General features: G+C 55.7%; 19 protein-coding genes and 1 other RNA gene. 14 read left to right on the forward strand and 6 right to left on the reverse strand.

Annotated features, from left to right (window positions below; translation table 11 throughout):
- Positions 1-13 precede the first annotated feature (13 nt).
- A non-coding RNA gene (gene ssrS, locus BH714_RS21220) (6S RNA) lies at positions 14-197 on the reverse strand.
- Positions 198-238: 41 nt separating this feature from the next.
- Positions 239-568: a cell division protein ZapA gene (gene zapA, locus BH714_RS21225; RefSeq protein WP_006811891.1), complete on the reverse strand. Its 330-nt coding sequence runs from the start codon at positions 566-568 to the stop codon at positions 239-241.
- Between the two features lie 168 nt (positions 569-736).
- On the opposite strand from zapA, the gene BH714_RS21230 reads away from it, so the two are divergent.
- The 8 genes from BH714_RS21230 to BH714_RS21265 all read left to right on the forward strand — a co-directional run bounded on the left by BH714_RS21230 (position 737) and on the right by BH714_RS21265 (position 10,804).
- Positions 737-1,315: a YecA/YgfB family protein gene (locus BH714_RS21230; protein ID WP_025203274.1), complete on the forward strand. Its 579-nt coding sequence runs from the start codon at positions 737-739 to the stop codon at positions 1,313-1,315.
- 31 nt (positions 1,316-1,346) lie between these two features.
- Positions 1,347-2,660, forward strand: coding sequence for a Xaa-Pro aminopeptidase (gene pepP, locus BH714_RS21235; protein WP_088202979.1), 1,314 nt, complete (start codon positions 1,347-1,349; stop codon positions 2,658-2,660).
- Positions 2,657-3,835 (forward strand): 2-octaprenyl-6-methoxyphenyl hydroxylase, encoded by a 1,179-nt coding sequence (gene ubiH / locus BH714_RS21240; protein WP_032680330.1) that lies wholly within the window; start codon positions 2,657-2,659, stop codon positions 3,833-3,835. Before pepP ends, ubiH begins: the two co-directional genes overlap by 4 nt.
- 12 nt (positions 3,836-3,847) lie before the next feature.
- Positions 3,848-5,050: an FAD-dependent 2-octaprenylphenol hydroxylase gene (gene ubiI, locus BH714_RS21245; protein ID WP_040018861.1), complete on the forward strand. Its 1,203-nt coding sequence runs from the start codon at positions 3,848-3,850 to the stop codon at positions 5,048-5,050.
- Between the two features lie 430 nt (positions 5,051-5,480).
- Positions 5,481-6,575, forward strand: a complete 1,095-nt coding sequence (gcvT, locus tag BH714_RS21250) for a glycine cleavage system aminomethyltransferase GcvT (RefSeq protein WP_040018862.1) — start codon at positions 5,481-5,483, stop codon at positions 6,573-6,575.
- Positions 6,576-6,598: 23 nt separating this feature from the next.
- The gene (gcvH, locus tag BH714_RS21255; protein WP_014171522.1) at positions 6,599-6,988 is read left to right on the forward strand and encodes a glycine cleavage system protein GcvH; all 390 of its coding nucleotides are present in this window, start codon (positions 6,599-6,601) and stop codon (positions 6,986-6,988) included.
- 124 nt (positions 6,989-7,112) lie between these two features.
- The gene (gcvP, locus tag BH714_RS21260) at positions 7,113-9,986 is read left to right on the forward strand and encodes an aminomethyl-transferring glycine dehydrogenase (RefSeq protein WP_014171521.1); all 2,874 of its coding nucleotides are present in this window, start codon (positions 7,113-7,115) and stop codon (positions 9,984-9,986) included.
- Positions 9,987-10,060: 74 nt separating this feature from the next.
- A complete protein-coding gene (locus tag BH714_RS21265; RefSeq protein ID WP_025203278.1) occupies positions 10,061-10,804 on the forward strand; it encodes an SDR family oxidoreductase in 744 nt (247 codons plus the stop codon).
- Between the two features lie 36 nt (positions 10,805-10,840).
- Here the strand turns inward: BH714_RS21265 and bglA are convergent, their stop codons facing one another.
- On the reverse strand, positions 10,841-12,274 hold the full coding sequence (bglA, locus tag BH714_RS21270; protein ID WP_020883728.1) for a 6-phospho-beta-glucosidase BglA: 1,434 nt from the start codon (positions 12,272-12,274) through the stop codon (positions 10,841-10,843).
- A 116-nt stretch (positions 12,275-12,390) separates the two neighbouring features.
- Positions 12,391-13,122: a MurR/RpiR family transcriptional regulator gene (locus BH714_RS21275; protein WP_040018863.1), complete on the reverse strand. Its 732-nt coding sequence runs from the start codon at positions 13,120-13,122 to the stop codon at positions 12,391-12,393.
- A 266-nt stretch (positions 13,123-13,388) separates the two neighbouring features.
- Between BH714_RS21275 and trhA the strand changes: the two genes are divergently transcribed.
- Positions 13,389-14,048 carry a PAQR family membrane homeostasis protein TrhA gene (gene trhA / locus BH714_RS21280; RefSeq protein ID WP_014171517.1) on the forward strand — a complete coding sequence of 220 codons (660 nt, stop codon included), beginning with the start codon at positions 13,389-13,391 and terminating at the stop codon, positions 14,046-14,048.
- A gap of 110 nt (positions 14,049-14,158) precedes the next feature.
- On the opposite strand, the gene ygfZ is transcribed toward trhA, so the two are convergent.
- Positions 14,159-15,139: a tRNA-modifying protein YgfZ gene (gene ygfZ / locus BH714_RS21285; RefSeq protein ID WP_040018864.1), complete on the reverse strand. Its 981-nt coding sequence runs from the start codon at positions 15,137-15,139 to the stop codon at positions 14,159-14,161.
- 294 nt (positions 15,140-15,433) lie between these two features.
- Here ygfZ and sdhE point away from each other — a divergent pair, with 294 nt between their 5' ends.
- Complete coding sequence (sdhE, locus tag BH714_RS21290; protein WP_003863437.1) at positions 15,434-15,700, forward strand: FAD assembly factor SdhE; 267 nt, start codon at positions 15,434-15,436, stop codon at positions 15,698-15,700.
- Complete coding sequence (locus BH714_RS21295) at positions 15,681-16,091, forward strand: protein YgfX (protein WP_014171514.1); 411 nt, start codon at positions 15,681-15,683, stop codon at positions 16,089-16,091. The genes sdhE and BH714_RS21295 overlap by 20 nt, the downstream gene beginning before the upstream one ends.
- 6 nt (positions 16,092-16,097) lie before the next feature.
- Here the strand turns inward: BH714_RS21295 and fldB are convergent, their stop codons facing one another.
- Entirely contained in the window at positions 16,098-16,619 is a 522-nt protein-coding gene (gene fldB / locus BH714_RS21300) for a flavodoxin FldB (RefSeq protein WP_014171513.1), read from the reverse strand.
- 101 nt (positions 16,620-16,720) lie between these two features.
- On the opposite strand from fldB, the gene xerD reads away from it, so the two are divergent.
- Genes xerD through recJ form a run of 3 tightly spaced genes read left to right on the forward strand, consistent with a single transcriptional unit; the run spans position 16,721 to position 20,093 of the window.
- Positions 16,721-17,617, forward strand: coding sequence for a site-specific tyrosine recombinase XerD (xerD, locus tag BH714_RS21305; protein ID WP_014171511.1), 897 nt, complete (start codon positions 16,721-16,723; stop codon positions 17,615-17,617).
- Positions 17,618-17,640: 23 nt separating this feature from the next.
- A complete protein-coding gene (gene dsbC / locus BH714_RS21310) occupies positions 17,641-18,354 on the forward strand; it encodes a bifunctional protein-disulfide isomerase/oxidoreductase DsbC (protein ID WP_020883731.1) in 714 nt (237 codons plus the stop codon).
- A gap of 5 nt (positions 18,355-18,359) precedes the next feature.
- Positions 18,360-20,093 (forward strand): single-stranded-DNA-specific exonuclease RecJ, encoded by a 1,734-nt coding sequence (gene recJ / locus BH714_RS21315; protein WP_040018865.1) that lies wholly within the window; start codon positions 18,360-18,362, stop codon positions 20,091-20,093.
- The last annotated feature ends 15 nt before the right edge of the window (positions 20,094-20,108 follow it).

Consider the following 20,108-nt stretch of genomic DNA (forward strand, 5'->3'; position numbering starts at 1 on the left):
AAGAAAAAGAGAGGGAATCTCCGAGATGCCGCCGCAGGCTGTAACCCTTGAACCCTTGGTTCAAGGTGAATGTGTCGTCATAGTTTTAAGGCTTCTCGGACGAACCGAGCATGCTCACCAACCATGGAGCGCCACATTCTTGTGGTATGAAATATCGGCTCAGGGGACTGGCCCGCTTGCGAACATCTCAGAGAAATTTTGTCTTCACAGTTACTCTACCATAGTCAACTGAGAAGTGTTATTCAAACTTTGGTCCCGGTCTTTCGGGATTGCGACCTTGATCAAGCAATGCCTGTTCTATGGTCTGCTGGAGCATTTTAATGCGCTGCTCCATGCTTGCCGCGTAATCGCGGGTCTTCGCTTTTTCCTGAGTCAGTTCATAACTGATGTTCAACGCGGCGATGAAAACCAGCTGCTCAGTATTTGTGACTCTAGTGCGTTCTTTGAGATCTTGCAACCGCTGATTCAAATCGTCCGCAGCCTGATTCAAGGCATCCCTTTGTTCAGGCGGACAATTCACTCGCAGTGAACGGCCAAAAATCTGGAGATCGACGGGTTGTGCAGACATGCCACCTTCCTGCTGATTGACTGCGCTGCCTTCGCTTACTGCCCCGGGGGCTGCGAAGGGGCGACACTATAGCTACCCTGATGTGAAGATACAAGCCCTTTTCTGGTATCACCAGGGTCCAAAGTGGTAGCATATCATGAATATTCCTCCCAACGATGACGAATGCGCATGTCTATACAGAACGAAATGCCTGGTTACAAGGATTTAAACCAGTTACTGAACCAGCAGGGAGTCGGTTTAACCTCTGCGGAAATGCACGGTCTGATCAGTGGCATGCTGTGCGGCGGAAACAGCGACAGCTCATGGCAGCCGCTGATCCACGACCTGACGAACGAAGGGCTGGCGTTTGGTCACGAGCTGGCGGAAGCCGTGCGTAAAATGCACTCCGCGATCAGCGATTCGCTGGAAGACGATGGCTTCCTTTTTCAGCTTTATCTGCCTGAAGGCGATGACGTCAGCGTCTTCGATCGTGCCGATGCGCTCGCAGGTTGGGTTAACCACTACCTGTTGGGGCTGGGCGTCACGCAGCCGAAACTCGATAAAGTGACCGGCGAAGCGGGTGAGGCGATCGACGATCTGCGTAACATTGCGCAGTTGGGCTACGATGAAGACGAAGACCAGGAAGAGCTGGAAATGTCTCTCGAAGAGATCATCGAATACGTTCGCGTTGCAGCGTTGCTGTGCCACGACCACTTTACGCGTTCGCAGCCGACCGCGCCGGAAGTCCGCAAGCCAACCTTACATTAAGAAAAATAACGCACAGGAGGGTGTCATGGTTATCTCAAATCAAGAGTATTCGCGCCGTCGTCAGGCGCTGCTGGCCAATATGCAGCCGGGCAGCGCTGCGCTGATTTTTGCTGCGCCAGAAGTGACGCGCAGCGCCGACAGCGAATACCCCTATCGCCAGAGCAGCGATTTCTGGTACTTCACCGGCTTCAACGAGCCGGAAGCGGTACTGGTGCTGATTAAGAGTAATGACACCCACAACCACAGCGTGATTTTTAACCGCGTACGCGATCTCACTGCGGAAATCTGGTTTGGCCGCCGCTTAGGGCAAGAGGCTGCGCCAGAGAAGCTGGGGGTGGATCGGGCGCTGGCATTCAGTGAAATCAACCAGCAGCTCTATCAACTGCTCAATGGCCTGGATGTGCTTTACCACGCGCAGGGCGAGTATGCGTATGCCGATGAGATTGTCTTTACCGCTCTGGATAAACTGCGCAAAGGTTCGAGGCAGAATCTGTCCGCGCCGGCCACCCTGACGGACTGGCGTCCGGTGGTGCATGAGATGCGTCTGTTCAAATCGCCGGAAGAGCTGGACGTGATGCGCCGCGCGGGTGAAATCAGTGCGCTGGCACACACCCGTGCCATGGAGAAATGCCGCCCGGGAATGTTTGAATACCAGCTGGAAGGGGAAATACATCACGAATTTAACCGCCACGGCGCGCGTTATCCTTCTTACAACACCATTGTCGGCGGCGGTGAAAACGGCTGCATTCTGCACTACACCGAAAACGAAAGTGCGCTGCGCGACGGCGATCTGGTGCTGATTGACGCCGGATGCGAATTCCAGGGGTATGCGGGCGATATCACCCGTACGTTCCCGGTGAACGGTAAATTCACCCCCGCACAGCGCGCGGTGTATGACATCGTCCTCGAATCGCTCGAGACGGCGCTCAGGCTGTACCGTCCAGGCACGTCCATTCAGGAAGTGACCGGCGAAGTGGTGCGCATCATGATCACCGGTCTGGTGAAGCTCGGTATCCTGAAAGGCGACGTGGATACCCTGATTACCGAGAACGCGCATCGTCCGTACTTTATGCACGGCCTGAGCCACTGGCTGGGGCTGGATGTGCATGACGTGGGAGCGTACGGTGCCGATCGTTCCCGCGTGCTGGAGCCAGGCATGGTATTAACCGTTGAGCCGGGGCTGTATATCGCGCCGGATGCCGACGTGCCGGTAGCATACCGTGGGATTGGCATTCGTATCGAAGACGACATCGTCATTACCGAAACCGGCAACGAAAACCTGACCGCCAGCGTCGTGAAAAATGCTGACGATATCGAGGCGCTGATGGCAGCGGCACGCGTATGAGCGTGATTATCGTTGGCGGCGGGATGACCGGAGCCACGCTGGCACTGGCCATCTCGCATTTTACGCAGGGAAAACTGCCGGTGCATCTGGTGGAGGCCGTTGCGCCAGAGGCCTCTGATCACCCCGGTTTTGATGCCCGCGCCATTGCACTGGCGCAGGGTACCTGTCAGCAACTCTCACGCATTGGCATCTGGCAGGCGATAGCCGACTGCGCGACGGCGATTAAAACCGTTCACGTCAGCGATCGCGGTCATGCCGGTTTCGTTACTCTGGATGCGCATGATTACCGTATAGATGCGCTGGGCCGGGTCGTGGAGCTGCACGACGTCGGGTTACGCCTGTTCCGCCTGCTTAAGGATGCGCCAGGCGTGACCCTGCATTGCCCGGCGCGTGTGGCCAGCTTTAGCCGCAGTGACGCGTCGGTCAACGTGGTGCTGGATAACGGTACCGTCCTTGAAGGTCAGCTTCTGGTAGCGGCAAACGGTTCGCGCTCTTCGCTCGGCACGCAGTGCGGCGTGGAGTGGCGACAACAGCCCTACGGGCAGGTGGCCGTCATTGCTAACGTTTCGACAGCGGGCGCTCACAACGGCCGCGCTTTTGAGCGTTTTACCCAGCATGGCCCGCTGGCGATGCTGCCCATGTCCCACGATCGCAGTTCGCTGGTGTGGTGCCATCCGCAGGACAACGCGGCTGAGATACAGACCTGGTCTGACGAACGTTTTTGTACCGAGCTGCAAAAAGCCTTTGGCTGGCGGCTGGGACGTATTACCCACGCGGGAAAGCGGAGCGTATACCCGTTGTCGCTGACCACCGCCTCGCAGTCTATCTCCCATCGCATGGCGCTGGTCGGCAATGCCGCGCAGACATTGCATCCCATCGCCGGGCAGGGGTTTAACCTCGGGCTTCGCGACGTGATGAGCCTGGCAGAAACGCTTTCGCAGGCGTGGAGCGAGCAAAAAGACTGTGGTGCCTGGTCGGTGCTCAGCCATTACCAGAAGCGACGCCGGGCAGATAAAGAGGCGACGATTGGTGTGACGGATGGTCTGGTGCACCTGTTTGCCAATCGCTGGGCACCCCTGGTTGCAGGCCGCAATCTTGGGCTGATGGCGATGGAATTATTCATTCCGGCACGTGACGTGCTGGCGCAGCGGACTCTTGGTTGGGTCGCGCGTTAAGGAGTTATCACCGTGCAAAATGTTGATGTCGCCATCGTTGGCGGCGGAATGGTAGGACTGGCGCTGGCCTGTGGTTTACAGGGCAGCGGCCTGCGCGTTGCGGTACTGGAGCAAAACGTACCTCAGCCTGTCGCGCAGGACGCGCCGCCGGAACTGCGCGTCTCGGCAATCAATGCGGCCAGTGAAAAGTTGCTGACGCACCTTGGCGTCTGGTCAGAGATCGTGGCGCAGCGTGCCAGCTGTTATCACGGCATGGAAGTGTGGGACAAAGACAGCTTTGGTCATATCGCGTTTGATGATGAAAGCATGGGCTACAGCCATCTGGGACACATCATCGAAAATGCCGTTATCCACCATGCTCTGTGGCAAAAAGCGCAGTCCTGCAGCGATATCACGCTGTTGGCACCGGCGCAAATCCAGCAGGTCGCCTGGGGAGAAAACGACGCCTTTATCACCCTGCAAAGCGGTGACATGCTGACCGCGCGACTGGTTGTGGGCGCTGACGGTGCCAACTCCTGGCTGCGTAACAAGGCGGATATTCCGCTGACGTTCTGGGACTATCGCCATCATGCTCTGGTGGCAACGATTCGCACTGAAGAGCCGCACGGTGGGGTGGCGCGCCAAATCTTCCACAATGACGGCATTCTGGCATTCCTGCCGTTGAGCGATCCGCACCTGTGTTCGATTGTCTGGTCTCTGGTTCCTGATAAAGCGCAACAGATGCAGGAGGCGACTCCCGAGGCGTTTAACCAGGCGCTGTGCGTCGCGTTTGATAACCGTCTTGGGCTATGCACCCTTGAGAGCGAGCGGCTGGTGTTCCCGTTAACCGGACGCTATGCGCGTCAGTTTGCGGCGCACCGTCTGGCGCTGGTGGGTGACGCGGCGCATACGATCCATCCGCTGGCCGGGCAGGGCGTGAACCTTGGCTTTATGGACGCGGCAGAGCTGGTTGAAGAGTTGCGTCGCCTGCATCGCGAAGGCAAAGATATCGGCCAGCATCTCTATCTGCGTCGCTACGAACGCAGCCGTAAGCACAGTGCAGCGGTGATGCTGGCAGGCATGCAGGGTTTCCGTGAGCTGTTTGCCGGCGCGAATCCAGCGAAAAAACTGCTGCGCGACCTCGGCCTTAAACTTGCCGATACCCTTCCAGGCGTAAAACCTCAACTCCTTCGCCAGGCGATGGGTCTTAACGACCTGCCGGACTGGCTGCGCTAATCTAGACCCCCGTCACACTTTGTTTTCCCGGCCTCTGCGCCGGGGAAATTCGCTCGTTTGAAATAATCTAATTTCACCGCATTTTTCGCATTAGAAAATCTAATCTTACTATTTTTATGTTACGGAAATTCCGCCCGTTTTTCCGCATGAAATATCACCATCTGCTAAATCCTGTTAGAGCAATGTTAATTTTATGCGGGTTTAATCGCAGTTTGCCAGTGAATAACTCTGTAAGCTTTTTCGTGTTTTTAGGTCATAAGCTAATGTGATGACCCGTTTTACCTTATGGTTAATCGCCGGTTTCGGTGGTAAGTTCAGGTAAAAGAGAACGTTTGCGTCGGGGTCCAGAAAGCGATCGCGGCGCCGGGTTTCGTGGCACTGTTCAGGTGTGCGAAACGCAAGACAGCCCTGCTTATTCAACGAGGAAAAGATGGCTCAACAGACTCCTTTGTACGAACAACACGTGTTATGCGGCGCACGCATGGTGGACTTCCATGGCTGGATGATGCCGCTGCACTACGGCTCGCAGATTGATGAGCACCACGCGGTGCGCACCGATGCCGGTATGTTCGACGTGTCACACATGACGATTGTCGACCTGCATGGCAGCCGCACCCGGGAGTTTTTACGTTATCTGCTGGCAAACGACGTCGCCAAACTGAAGACGCCAGGCAAAGCGCTCTACACCGGCATGCTGAATGCCTCCGGCGGCGTAATTGATGACCTCATCGTCTATTACTTCTCTGAAGATTTCTTCCGCCTCGTTGTAAACTCCGCCACCCGCGAAAAAGACCTCTCCTGGATTACCCAACACGCTGAACCTTACGCCATCGACATCACCGTCCGCGATGATCTGTCGCTGATCGCCGTGCAGGGGCCGAACGCGCAGTCTAAAGCCGCCTCTCTGTTCACCGATGAGCAGCGTAAAGCCACCGACGGCATGAAGCCGTTCTTCGGCGTACAGGCAGGCGATCTGTTTATCGCGACCACCGGCTACACCGGTGAAGCGGGCTATGAAATTGCCATGCCGAATGAGAAAGCCGCCGATTTCTGGCGTGCGCTGGTGGAAGCCGGCGTTAAGCCGGCAGGTCTGGGCGCGCGCGATACGCTGCGTCTGGAAGCCGGTATGAACCTCTACGGGCAAGAGATGGATGAAGGCGTGTCACCGCTGGCGGCCAACATGGGCTGGACCATCGCCTGGGAACCGGCTGACCGTGAGTTTATTGGCCGTGAAGCGCTGGAAATGCAGCGTGAAAAGGGCACTGAACAACTGGTAGGCCTGGTGATGACCGAGAAAGGCGTGCTGCGCGGCGAGCTGCCGGTGCGTTTTACAGATGCTGACGGCAACCCGCGTGAGGGCGTGATCACCAGCGGTACCTTCTCCCCGACGCTGGGCTACAGTATTGCACTGGCGCGTGTTCCGGCGGGCATTGGCGAAACGGCAGTGGTGCAAATCCGCAACCGTGAAATGCCGGTCAACGTGACCAAACCGATTTTTGTTCGCGCCGGTAAGCCGGTCGCCTAATCATTTTTATCAGGAGAACTTCAATGAGCAATGTGCCAGCAGAACTGAAATACAGCAAAGAACACGAGTGGCTGCGCAAAGAGGCGGACGGCACTTACACCGTAGGGATCACCGAGCATGCGCAGGAGCTGCTGGGCGACATGGTGTTTGTTGACCTGCCTGAAGTCGGCGCATCCGTGGAAGCAGGCGATGACTGCGCCGTGGCCGAGTCCGTAAAAGCGGCTTCTGATATCTACGCTCCGGTAAGCGGTGAAATTGTTGCCGTGAACGACGCCCTGAGCGACTCCCCGGAGCTGGTGAACAGCGAGCCTTATGAAGGCGGCTGGATCTTCAAGATCAAAGCCAGCGACGAATCGCAGGTCGCCGCGCTGCTGGATGCCACCGCGTACGAAGCGCTGTTAGAAAACGAGTAAGCCTTAACCCTCTCCTCTTTGGGGGAGGGTAGGGTGAGGGGAACAGACGACACCCTCACCCCAGCCCTTTCCCTCCGGGAGAGGGAGAAAACACATTCACTGCACGTTTCAGGAACCATCGCTCATGACACAGACTTTAAGCCAGCTTGAAAACCGTGGCGCCTTCATTGAACGTCACATTGGGCCGGATGCTCAGCAACAGCAGGAGATGCTGAAGACAGTTGGCGCGGATTCATTAAATGCACTGATCGGCCAAATTGTGCCAAAAGACATCCAGCTTGCCACGCCGCCTCAGGTGGGTGAAGCCACCACTGAATTCGCCGCTCTGGCGGAGCTGAAGGCGATTGCCGGCCTGAACAAGCGCTATAAGTCTTACATTGGCATGGGCTACACCAACGTGCAGTTACCTCCGGTTATTCTGCGTAATATGCTGGAAAACCCGGGCTGGTACACCGCCTACACCCCGTATCAGCCAGAAGTTTCTCAGGGCCGTCTGGAAGCGCTGCTGAACTTCCAGCAGGTTACGCTGGATTTGACCGGCCTGGATATCGCGTCCGCTTCACTGCTGGATGAAGCCACCGCCGCCGCCGAAGCAATGGCAATGGCGAAGCGCGTGAGCAAACTGAAAAATGCCAACCGCTTCTTCGTGGCAGCGGACGTGCATCCGCAAACGCTTGATGTGGTTCGTACCCGTGCCGAAACCTTTGGTTTTGACGTGATTGTCGACGACGCCGACAAAGTCCTCGATCATCAGGATGTGTTTGGCGTGCTGCTGCAACAGGTCGGCACCACCGGCGACGTTCACGACTACAGCGCACTGATTGCTGAGCTGAAGGCCCGCAAAGTGGTTGTCAGCGTCGCGGCTGATTTTATGGCGCTGGTCCTGCTGACGGCTCCAGGTAAACAGGGCGCGGATATTGTTTTCGGTTCTGCACAACGCTTTGGTGTCCCGATGGGCTACGGTGGCCCACATGCGGCGTTCTTTGCCGCAAAAGATGAATTCAAACGCTCCATGCCTGGCCGTATCATCGGCGTTTCAAAAGATGCTGCCGGTAATACCGCGCTGCGCATGGCAATGCAGACTCGCGAGCAGCATATTCGTCGCGAGAAAGCGAACTCCAACATCTGTACCTCGCAGGTCCTGCTGGCCAATATCGCCAGCCTGTACGCTGTCTTCCACGGTCCGGTTGGCCTGAAACGCATTGCCAGCCGTATTCACCGTCTGGCGGATATTCTGGCCTGTGGTCTGCAGCAGAAAGGCCTGAAACTGCGCCACGCCCATTACTTTGACACGCTGTGCGTTGAAGTGGCTGACAAAGCCGCGGTGCTGGCTCGTGCTGACGCGGCAGAGATCAACCTGCGTAGCGACATCCATAACGCGGTAGGCATTACCCTGGATGAAAGCACTACCCGCGAAGATATCGTAAACCTGTTTAACGTCTTGCTGGGCGATGCGCACGGCCTGGATATTGATACGCTCGATAAAGATGTCGCGCTCGACAGCCGCTCTATCCAGGAAAGCATGCTGCGTGATGATGCGATCCTGACTCACCCGGTGTTCAATCGCTACCACAGCGAAACCGAGATGATGCGCTATATGCACTCTCTGGAGCGCAAAGACCTGGCGCTGAACCAGGCGATGATCCCGCTGGGCTCCTGCACCATGAAGCTGAACGCTGCGGCAGAGATGATCCCAATCACCTGGCCTGAATTTTCCGAGCTGCACCCGTTCTGCCCACCAGAGCAGGCGGAAGGTTACCATCTGATGATCAACCAGCTCTCCGACTGGCTGGTGAAGCTGACCGGTTACGATGCACTCTGCATGCAGCCAAACTCCGGGGCGCAGGGGGAATACGCGGGCCTGCTGGCAATTCGTCACTATCACGAAAGCCGCAATGAAGGGCATCGCGATATCTGCCTGATCCCAAGTTCTGCGCACGGCACCAACCCGGCGTCTGCCCAGATGGCGGGTATGGAAGTGGTGGTGGTGGCTTGCGACAAGAATGGCAACATTGACCTGGCCGATCTGCGTGCGAAAGCCGAGCAGGCGGGCGAAAAACTCTCCTGCATCATGGTGACCTACCCGTCCACCCACGGTGTGTACGAAGAGACCATCCGTGAAGTGTGTGAAGTGGTCCATCAGTTCGGCGGTCAGGTTTATCTCGACGGTGCGAACATGAACGCACAGGTTGGCATTACCTCTCCGGGCTTTATCGGCGCGGATGTGTCGCACCTGAACCTGCATAAAACCTTCTGTATTCCACACGGCGGTGGTGGTCCGGGTATGGGCCCAATCGGTGTGAAAGCACACCTGGCGCCGTTTGTCCCAGGCCACAGCGTAGTGCAGATTGAAGGCATGTTGACCCGTCAGGGCGCGGTCTCTGCGGCACCGTTCGGTAGCGCCTCAATCCTGCCCATCAGCTGGATGTACATCCGCATGATGGGCGCGGAAGGGCTGAAGCAGGCAAGCCAGGTGGCTATTCTCAATGCTAACTACATCGCAACGCGTCTGAAAGAAGCGTATCCGGTGCTCTACACGGGCCGTGATGGTCGCGTGGCGCACGAGTGCATCCTCGATATCCGTCCATTGAAAGAAGAGACAGGTATCAGCGAGCTGGACATTGCTAAGCGTCTGATTGACTACGGATTCCATGCGCCAACCATGTCGTTCCCGGTGGCGGGTACGCTGATGGTTGAACCCACCGAGTCTGAAAGCAAAGTTGAGCTGGACCGCTTTATTGACGCGATGCTGGCTATCCGCGCTGAAATCGACCGCGTGAAAGCCGGTGAGTGGACGCTGGCTGATAACCCGCTGGTTAACGCACCGCACACCCAGAATGAGCTGGTCTCCGGGTGGGAGCACGGTTATACCCGTGAGCAGGCGGTGTTCCCGGCTGGCATAGCAAACAAATACTGGCCGACCGTGAAACGTCTCGATGACGTTTACGGTGACCGTAATCTGTTCTGCTCTTGTGTGCCAATGAGCGAATACCAGTAATCGTTCCGCGGTTATAATGTGTACAGGCCGGGTCAGCGTTAACGCTACCCGGCTTTTTTTATAAGGAGACATAGATGGCAATTGCACTGGTCACCGGCGCCAGCCGCGGTATTGGTAAAGCCACCGCGCTGCAGCTGGCGCGCGAAGGCTACACCGTGGCGGTGAACTATCACCACAACATTAAAGCCGCGACGGATGTGATCACGATGATTACCGACGCGGGGGGCACCGCGTTTGCCGTGCGTGCAGATATCAGTGATGAAGCTCAGGTGCTGGCGATGTTCGACAGTATCGATCGTGAAGCCGGACCGCTTACCGCACTGGTGAACAACGCCGGGATCCTGTTTGAACAATCCACGATTGAACACCTCTCCGCTGAACGGATCAACCGCGTGTTAGCCACGAACGTGACCGGTTATTTCCTCTGCTGCCGTGAAGCGGTAAAACGCATGTCGTTCAGACATGGTGGCAAAGGCGGCGCGATCGTGAACGTGTCATCCGCGGCATCGCGCCTCGGTGCTCCGGGTGAATATGTGGATTACGCCGCGTCCAAAGGTGCTGTTGATTCGTTGACGACGGGATTATCGCTGGAAGTGGCAGCGCAAGGGATCCGCGTAAACTGCGTGCGTCCCGGGCTGATTTACACCGAGATCCATGCATCTGGCGGTGAGCCGGGCCGGGTGGATAGGGTCAAATCCATGCTGCCTATGCAGCGTGGCGGTCAGCCGGAAGAGGTGGCGCAGGCGATTGTCTGGCTGCTGAGCGAGAAAGCCTCGTATGTGACGGGAAGTTTTATTGAACTGGCGGGTGGGAAATAAACATCTCCTCTCCCCATCGGGGAGAGGAGAAAAGCGTTAAAGCGTCTCGCCGTTGCTGGCAATCACGTCTTTGTACCAGTTAAAGCTCTTTTTCCGCGAGCGTGACATATCGCCGGTACCGTCGTCGTGCTTGTTCACATAAATAAAGCCGTAGCGCTTGCTGTACTGGCCGGTAGTGAACGACACGCAGTCGATGCAGCCCCACGGGGTATAACCCATCAGATCCACGCCATCATACGTGACGGCTTTCATCATCTCTTCCACGTGCGCACGCAGGTAGTCGATGCGGTAGTCATCGTTGATGCTGCCGTCTTCTTCTACTTTGTCATAGGCGCCAAAGCCGTTTTCCACGATAAACAGCGGTTTCTGATAACGCTCGTACAGTTCGCACAGGGAATAGCGCAGACCCACCGGGTCAATCTGCCAGCCCCAGTCAGAGGCTTTCACATGCGGGTTCGGTACGCTGCCTTCAAAGCCTGAGATAGCATCGCCAGTACCGCCTTCCGCTTTCACGGCGTTGGTCATGTAATAGCTGAAGCCCAGATAGTCACAGGTGCCTTCACGCAGGATCTCCTCGTCACCCGCTTCCATATGGATGGTGAAGCCACGGCGTTCCCATTCATTAAGCACATAGGATGGGTAGTAACCGCGCAGCTGGACATCGGTAAAGACATAGCGTTCACGCATGGATTCCTGTGCAAACATCACGTCCTCTGGTTTACAGGAGAACGGATAGAGCGCCACCATTGCCAGCATACAGCCGACTTTCATTTCCGGGTTAATGCGACGCGCCGCTTTCACCGCCAGCGCGCTGGCAACGAACTGGTGGTGCAGCACCTGGTACATGGTCTCTTCCGGATTGTCATGCTCGGTATAAACCACGCCTGAGCAGCAGTAGCCAAACAGCGGCGCACGCCAGTTACGCTGGTTGTTGATCTCGTTAAAGGTCATCCAGTATTTGACCTTATTTTTGTAGCGCTCAAACACCACTTCCGCGAAGCGCACAAAGAAATCCACCACTTTACGGTTGGTCCAGCCGCCGTACTCCTGCACCAGGTGCAGCGGCATTTCGAAGTGGGAGAGGGTGATGACCGGTTCAATATTGTATTTCAGCAGCTCATCGAACATGTCGTCGTAGAACTTCAGGCCTTCTTCATTCGGCTGTGTTTCATCCCCTTTCGGGAAGATACGCGTCCAGGCGATAGAGGTGCGGAAACATTTGAAGCCCATCTCAGCAAACAGTTTGATGTCTTCTTTGTAATGGCCATGGAAGTCGATAGCTTCGTGGTTCGGATAGTATTTCCCCGGCACGACTTCCTGCGTGATTTCGCGCGGCACGCCGTGCGCACCGCCCGTTAAGACATCGCAGATGCTCGGCCCTTTACCGCCTTTGTTCCAGCCGCCTTCAACCTGGTGAGCGGCCACTGCGCCGCCCCATAAAAAGTCTTTTGGTAGGGTAAGTTTTTTCATCGCTGCTATTCTCAGTAAATGACATATTGCGTTCGAGTCTAGCAAAGCGGAATTAAATGTCACGATATAACAATTCGCTGAAAATGTAATTTGTCACATCGAAAAAACAGGGTGTTTTATTCTGTCAGTTTCTTCGCCAGTTTCCGGCCAAGCGATTCGAGAATATAGATGACGGGTATTTGTGTGGTGATATCGTACACGCCGCCTATCCGTGTCTGAGGGACATGCCAGGAGAGGTTAAAGTCCGCGAGCTTTGCCAGGCGCGAGTGCTCGTGGCTGGTAATGGAGAGCACTTTGCAGCGATGCAGGCTAAACTGGCTGGCAAAGCGCAGGATCTCTTCCGTTTCACCGGATACCGACAGCACAATCGCCAGCGCGTTTTTAGCCATATCATTGGTGACCGGGAAATAAGGATCGTCGATGTGGTTGCTGAATTTACCGATATTCGAAAAGAAGCGTGCGCCATATTTTGCCAGCGAGCCAGACGTGCCCGCGCCGACAAATATAATACGTTCGGAAGATAAAATAATATCGACCGCCTCATCTAATAAAGCATCGAACTCTTCGTTATTAACGCCTTTAAAGAAGCTGATAATTTCACTGGCACCAAAATTTGCCTGCTGAGGTTCGTTCTGCTCTAAATAGAGCTTAAAGCGCACGCGGAATTCAGAGTAGCCTTCGCAGTTGAGTTTGCGGCAAAAGCGCAGGATAGTGGTCGTTGAGACGCCGGCCGCATCCGCCAGCTCGCGGATGGTCATGTACATGACTTTGTCACGATTTTTAATGACATAGTTGTAGACCATCATTTCCAGATTATTGAGACTGGCAATGGCGGCGTGGGTGAACATACTCACAATGGCGAAACTCTCATTCAGACATCATTTATCCATCATAACATGCAGCGAGTCGGCAGGATCCAATTTTATGCCCTTGATTCTTAATGATTAAATTTTAATGTGAACAAATGTTAGGTGAATAATTTGTTTATGTTCATGATTTATAGATAAAAATTATGTTTGTGAAATTATTTTAGCTAACAGGTGTTCACTGGAATCATTCTCAGTTAGCATAGACAGGTGATGAATATTCATCGTTAGTTTTCCCGGAGTTTTGTATGGTGAGCAGACCATTAATTGCACAGGGATATTCGCTGGCTGAGGAAATAGCCAACAGTATTAGCCACGGTATTGGCCTGGTTTTTGGGATTGTCGGTTTAGTGTTATTGCTGGTGCAGGCGGTGGATACGAATGCCAGCGCAATGGCCATTACCAGCTACAGTCTGTATGGCGGGAGTATGATCCTGCTGTTCCTGGCGTCGACGCTGTACCACGCTATCCCGCATCAACGGGCCAAGATCTGGCTCAAGAAATTCGACCACTGCGCTATCTATCTTCTTATTGCAGGTACCTACACGCCTTTCCTGCTGGTGGGTCTTAACTCGCCGCTGTCGCGTGGCCTGATGATTGTTATCTGGAGCCTGGCGCTGCTGGGGATCCTGTTTAAGCTGACCATTGCGCACCGGTTTAAGGTGCTGTCGCTGGTGACCTATCTCACGATGGGCTGGCTTTCGCTGATTGTGGTTTATCAACTGGCGATCAAGCTGGCGGTAGGGGGCGTGACGCTTCTGGCCGTTGGGGGCATCGTCTACTCGCTGGGCGTCATTTTCTATGTCTGCAAGCGTATCCCGTACAATCATGCTATCTGGCATGGGTTTGTGCTGGGCGGTAGCGTGTGCCACTTTTTAGCGATTTATCTCTATGTGGGGCAGGTTTAATTTCAGAACGTTGATCTTCTTGCCTCAGCCCTCTCTTTGTGAGAGTAAGCAAAAAAAAACGGTAACCGTCAGGTTACCGTTTTTTTATCTCGTCGCCGGGCAATGACGCCTTACTCTTCCAGCGAATACGGCAGTGGCTCAATGCTCAGCGTATTGGCATCGTCACGCACGCGGAACACGCTGTCGGCTTCCATATCGTTGTTCATGACGGCCTGAACCAGAAGGCGGCCATCATCCAGTTGAACTGCGGCTAACACCGTGCCGGTACGGCGCCAGTTCTCGCCCATCTTCAGCTCTAAATCTTCACCAGCGTCAGGCACGCGGCTGGCGTGGCCCGTCAGGGTCCACAGTGCGCGTTTGTTGGCTCCGCGGAATTTGGCGCGTGCCACCATCTCCTGGCCGGTATAGCACCCTTTCTTAAAGCTAATGCCACCCAGCGCCTGCAGGTTGGTGGCCTGAGGAATGAACTGCCCGCTGTTTGCGGCGTCAATCACCGGCAGACCGGCTTCAATGTTCAGCGCCAGCCACTGTTGGCTGTTATTAAACTGGGCTTCACCACGCAGCGCCTCGGTGACGCGTTCGGCGGTCGCGGTATCCGTGACTAACAGAAAGCGTTCCGCCGGGTGTTCAAACCACAGGATAGACGTTGCGCCTTCGCTGACGACCTGTTTCTGGGCATCCGGGAGTTCACTGAACAGATTTTTCAGCGCCGCACGGGCCTGGAAGCCTGCCACGCCCAGCAGAACGTGTTCATCATCCGCGGCGATAGTGACTTTTGAGAAGACCGCGTATTTTTTCAGCTCGGTGAGCTGCGCGTCCCGCAGGCTGCGGCGCTCAATGAAGGCAAAACCCTCCTGACGACGGAACAGGCGCAGGTTGCTCCACATCTTCCCTTTTGGATCGCAGTGTGCGACCAGCAGATGCTGATGTTCGTCCATCTGGCTGACGTCGGCGGTTACCTGGCCCTGCAGGTATTTTTCGCTGTCTGCACCGGTGAGTGTCGCCAGCGCCCAGTCATCAAGAGTAATAAGCGTCAGCGGCAGACGCGCAGAGGCGGCGGGCTGGCGAGGAGAAAATGGTGTAAAGGCCATAACGATATCCTTAATTGCTTAACGCTTTGATAATGCCTAATGGTAAAAGAGCCTGCTGGCATTGCAAGCGCTTTCAACAGGCCATTTGTGCCATAACCCGGTTATGCGTAGCGCCACGCAAAATAGTGTAATCCGCTGTCTTTATAGGGTTTATTGTGGAAGCGCGCTCGTGGTTCGCAATATTCCAGTAAAGAAACGGTCAAAAACACGTTACACTAGCTGGTGTCCCCGCAGAGAAATCAAGAACACTGGACGGGGTGCCGACTGTGCCAAACGTAATGCAGGAAACAGAACATGGATATTAACAACAAGGCCCGTATTCACTGGGCGTGCCGTCGCGGCATGCGTGAACTTGATATTTCCATCATGCCTTTCTTCGAATATGAGTATGACAGCTTAAGCGATGATGATAAGCGTCTGTTTGTTCGCCTGCTTGAGTCTGACGATCCTGATTTATTTAACTGGCTGATGAATCACGGCAAACCCGCCGACACCGAGTTGCAACGGATGGTGCAATTAATTCAAACACGGAATCAGGAACGTGGTCCTGTGGCAATCTGACCTTCGCGTCTCGTGGCGCTCGCAGTGGATGTCGTTGTTGCTCCACGGCCTGGTCGCGGCCTTTGTGTTACTGATGCCGTGGCCGCTTAGCTATACGCCTCTGTGGCTGCTGTTGCTGTCGTTTGTGGTGTTTGACAGCGTGCGCAGCCAGCGCCGCATTCATGCCCGTCAGGGGGAGATCAAATTACTGATGGATTCCCGCCTGCGCTGGCAGGGAAAAGAGTGGGAAATTCTCGGTATGCCCTGGATGATCGCTTCCGGCATGATGCTGCGGCTACGTAGCGTGGACAGCGGGCGTCGCCAGCATCTGTGGCTGGCCGCGGACAGTATGGATAGCGCTGAGTGGCGGGACCTGCGTCGGATGTTATTACAACAGCTGACGCAGGAGTAATTCGCGTTAGCTGAACTGTTCTGCCATTTCGCCCAGAATCTGCTCACACCAGCTTTGCAGGCGCTCATCGCTGAGATCGTACTGGTTGGTTTCATCCAGTGCCAGCCCGACAAACAGCTGCCCATCGGCAATAATCGGTTTCTTACTGGTGAACTCGTACCCTTCGGTTGGCCAGTAACCGATAAACGTGACGCCCTTCGGTGCCAGTTTGTCGTGCAGCATGCCGAGTGCGTCCAGGAACCACTCACCGTAACCCAGCTGATCTCCCATGCCGTACATGGCAATGATTTTGCCGTCGAGGTTAAGCGTATCAAGCTGGTCCCAGATGGCTTCCCAGTCTTCCTGTATTTCGCCAAAATCCCAGGTCGGGATGCCGAGGATCAGCACGTCGTACTGCTCCATCAGCGTAAGCGCGTCATCTTTCAGGTTATGCAACGTCACCAGTTCCGGGCCAATGATGTCCCGAATTTTCTCTGCCGCCATTTCGGTGTAGCAGGTGCTGGAACCATAGAACAGACCAATATTCATCGCGTGACTATCTCAATTCTTGCTTTGACTTTGCGCGTAGTGTACCAGAAACCGATCGCAATCAGGCATAATGGCCTGACTGCAGAATCAAAGGGGCTGATGTGGAAAAGGATCTCGCACTCATCGAACAGTTTCTCGATGCACTGTGGCTGGAGAAGAACCTGGCCGAGAATACGCTCAGTGCCTACCGGCGCGATCTCACCATGCTGGTGGAGTGGCTGGCGCACCGTGGGCTGTCGCTGGCGAACGCCCAAAGCGACGACCTGCAGGCGCTGCTGGGCGAGCGGATGGAAGGGGGCTACAAGGCCACCAGTTCCGCACGTTTGCTCAGCGCAATGCGTCGGCTGTTCCAGCACCTCAACCGTGAAAAAATTCGCGAAGACGATCCCAGCGCGCTCCTGGCCTCCCCGAAACTCCCGCAGCGGCTGCCGAAAGATCTCAGCGAAGCACAAGTTGAGAGATTATTACAGTCACCCGCAGTTGACCTGCCGCTGGAGTTACGCGATAAAGCCATGCTTGAGCTATTGTATGCTACCGGTTTGCGTGTTTCTGAACTGGTCGGCCTGACGATGAGCGACATTAGCCTTCGTCAGGGCGTGGTTCGCGTAATCGGTAAAGGAAACAAGGAAAGGCTGGTGCCGCTGGGTGAAGAGGCGGTGTACTGGCTGGAAACGTATCTGGAGCACGGTCGTCCATGGTTGCTTAATGGCGCTTCAATCGACGTCTTGTTCCCCAGCCAGCGCGCACAACAGATGACGCGGCAAACGTTCTGGCATCGCATCAAACATTACGCCACACTGGCGGGTATCGACAGTGAAAAGCTTTCGCCACACGTTTTGCGTCATGCCTTTGCGACGCATCTGCTGAACCACGGCGCCGACCTGCGCGTGGTGCAGATGCTGCTGGGACACAGCGATCTTTCCACGACCCAAATTTATACCCATGTCGCGACGGAACGGCTGCGGCAGCTACACCAACAGCACCACCCACGAGCGTGAGTGCCGACGAATTAGGATCTTATATGAAAAAGTCTTTCGCGCTGTTCACCCTGCTGGCAGCCTCATTTACCGGTTTTGCCCATGCGGATGACGCCGCTATCAAACAGTCTCTGGCGAAGCTTGGCGTCACCAGCAGTGATATCCAGTCTGCACCGGTTGCCGGCATGAAAACGGTTCTGACGAACAGCGGCGTGCTGTACGTGACCGAGGACGGAAAACACATTATTCAGGGCCCAATGTACGACGTGAGCGGTGCACAGCCGGTCAACGTAACCAACCAGCTGCTGATGAAAAACCTGAATGCGCTCGAAAAAGAGATGATCGTTTATAAAGCGGCGCAGGAAAAACACGTCATTACCGTCTTCACCGACATCACCTGTGGCTACTGCCATAAGCTGCATGAAGAGATGAAAGATTACAACGCGCTGGGGATCACCGTGCGTTATCTGGCCTTCCCGCGCGCGGGCGTTGAGAGCAAGCCAGAGCAGGATATGAAAGCTATCTGGTGTGCGAAAGACCGCAACAAAGCCTTTGATGACGCGATGAATGGCAAAGGCGTGCAGCCTGCATCCTGCGACATTGATATCGCTAACCACTACGCGCTGGGTGTGCAGTTTGGCGTGAACGGTACGCCAGCGATTGTCCTGAGCAATGGCTATGTTGTTCCGGGTTATCAGGGACCTAAAGAGATGAAAGAGTTCCTCGACGCGCACCAGAAACAGTTTGGTGGTAAATAATTCGCGTGAAAGCCCCAATAAAACTGCGCCGCCGCGAGGCGGTTGAACATGCTGATTTGCCTGACGACCTCCCGCCGCTGCTAAAGCGGCTATACGCCAGCCGTGGCGTGCGTACCGCCGCCGACCTTGAGCGCAGCGTTAGAGGGATGTTGCCATGGCAGCAGTTAAACGGCATCGAAAAAGCCACAGAAATACTTTACAACGCGCTGTGTGAAGGTACGCGTATTGTGGTGGTGGGGGATTTTGATGCTGATGGCGCAACCAGTACCGCGCTGAGCGTGCTGAGCCTGCGCGCGCTGGGCTGCGACAACGTGACATATCTGGTGCCGAACCGGTTTGAAGATGGTTACGGCCTCAGCCCGGAAGTGGTCGATCAGGCCCATGCCCGCGGCGCACAGCTGATCCTGACCGTAGATAACGGGATCTCTTCCCATGCGGGCGTCGATCATGCGCATCAACTGGGGATCCCGGTGCTGGTTACCGATCACCACCTGCCGGGTGAAACGCTGCCTGCCGCGGAAGCGATCATCAACCCGAACCTGCGCGACTGCGATTTCCCGTCGAAATCACTCGCAGGCGTCGGCGTGGCATTTTATCTGATGCTGGCGTTACGCACGCTGCTGCGTGATAAGGGCTGGTTCGACGCCCGCGGTATTGCCGTGCCGAACCTGGCCGAGTATCTCGACCTGGTCGCACTGGGGACCGTCGCAGACGTGGTGCCGCTCGATACCAATAACCGTATTCTGACCTGGCAGGGCTTAAGCCGCATCCGGGCGGGCAAATGCCGTCCCGGTATCAAAGCGCTGCTTGAGATTGCTAACCGCGATCCGCTCAAGCTGGCGGCAAGCGATCTGGGCTTCGCTCTGGGGCCTCGCCTGAACGCGGCCGGCAGACTGGACGACATGTCCGTTGGCGTCGCGTTGCTGCTGTGCGACAACATTGGTGAAGCGCGCGTGCTGGCTAATGAACTGGACGCCCTGAACCAGACCCGTAAAGAAATTGAACAGGGAATGCAGGTTGAAGCGCTGACACTGTGCGAAAAACTGGAACGCAGCGGCGATACGCTGCCGGGCGGCCTGGCGATGTATCACCCTGAGTGGCATCAGGGCGTGGTGGGCATTCTGGCTTCGCGTATTAAAGAGCGTTTCCACCGCCCGGTCATTGCGTTTGCACCGGCTGGTGATGGCACCCTCAAAGGCTCCGGGCGTTCGATTCAGGGGCTGCACATGCGCGATGCGCTGGAGCGTCTGGATACCCTCTACCCGGGTTTGATGCTCAAGTTCGGCGGCCATGCCATGGCGGCAGGTTTGTCGCTGGAAGAGGCGAAGTTCGACGAGTTCCAGCGTCTGTTCGGCGAGCTGGTCACCGACTGGATTGACCCGGCCCTGCTGCAGGGCGAAGTGGTTTCCGACGGCGAACTCACGCCGGTTGAGATGACGATGGAAGTGGCACAGATGCTCCGGGATGCAGGGCCGTGGGGGCAGATGTTCCCGGAACCCCTGTTCGATGGCCGCTTCCGTCTGCTGCAACAGCGCATTGTTGGTGAGCGCCATCTTAAAGTGATGGTCGAGCCTGTAGGCGGTGGCCCGCTGCTGGACGGTATTGCCTTTAACGTCGATACCGCTGTCTGGCCGGACAACGGCGTGCGCGAAGTTGAGCTGGCTTACAAACTGGATATAAACGAGTTCCGCGGTAACCGCACCCTTCAGATCATCATCGACAATATCTGGCCAATTTAGCGGCAGTAATCTCTA

Origin of the sequence: Enterobacter ludwigii (assembly GCF_001750725.1) — a bacterium.
GTDB classification, from domain to species: Bacteria; Pseudomonadota; Gammaproteobacteria; order Enterobacterales; family Enterobacteriaceae; genus Enterobacter; species Enterobacter ludwigii.

Bases quoted from the DNA above. Each gene is read 5' to 3' on its own strand.
- BH714_RS21230 (WP_025203274.1), top strand. From the start codon at position 737: ATGTCTATACAGAACGAAATGCCTGGTTACAAGGATTTAAACCAGTTA.
- ygfZ (WP_040018864.1), bottom strand. From the start codon at position 15,139: ATGGCCTTTACACCATTTTCTCCTCGCCAGCCCGCCGCCTCTGCGCGT.
- BH714_RS21265 (WP_025203278.1), top strand. From the start codon at position 10,061: ATGGCAATTGCACTGGTCACCGGCGCCAGCCGCGGTATTGGTAAAGCC.
- bglA (WP_020883728.1), bottom strand. From the start codon at position 12,274: ATGAAAAAACTTACCCTACCAAAAGACTTTTTATGGGGCGGCGCAGTG.
- gcvP (WP_014171521.1), top strand. From the start codon at position 7,113: ATGACACAGACTTTAAGCCAGCTTGAAAACCGTGGCGCCTTCATTGAA.
- sdhE (WP_003863437.1), top strand. From the start codon at position 15,434: ATGGATATTAACAACAAGGCCCGTATTCACTGGGCGTGCCGTCGCGGC.
- gcvH (WP_014171522.1), top strand. From the start codon at position 6,599: ATGAGCAATGTGCCAGCAGAACTGAAATACAGCAAAGAACACGAGTGG.
- BH714_RS21275 (WP_040018863.1), bottom strand. From the start codon at position 13,122: ATGTTCACCCACGCCGCCATTGCCAGTCTCAATAATCTGGAAATGATG.
- gcvT (WP_040018862.1), top strand. From the start codon at position 5,481: ATGGCTCAACAGACTCCTTTGTACGAACAACACGTGTTATGCGGCGCA.
- zapA (WP_006811891.1), bottom strand. From the start codon at position 568: ATGTCTGCACAACCCGTCGATCTCCAGATTTTTGGCCGTTCACTGCGA.
- trhA (WP_014171517.1), top strand. From the start codon at position 13,389: ATGGTGAGCAGACCATTAATTGCACAGGGATATTCGCTGGCTGAGGAA.
- dsbC (WP_020883731.1), top strand. From the start codon at position 17,641: ATGAAAAAGTCTTTCGCGCTGTTCACCCTGCTGGCAGCCTCATTTACC.
- ubiH (WP_032680330.1), top strand. From the start codon at position 2,657: ATGAGCGTGATTATCGTTGGCGGCGGGATGACCGGAGCCACGCTGGCA.
- fldB (WP_014171513.1), bottom strand. From the start codon at position 16,619: ATGAATATTGGTCTGTTCTATGGTTCCAGCACCTGCTACACCGAAATG.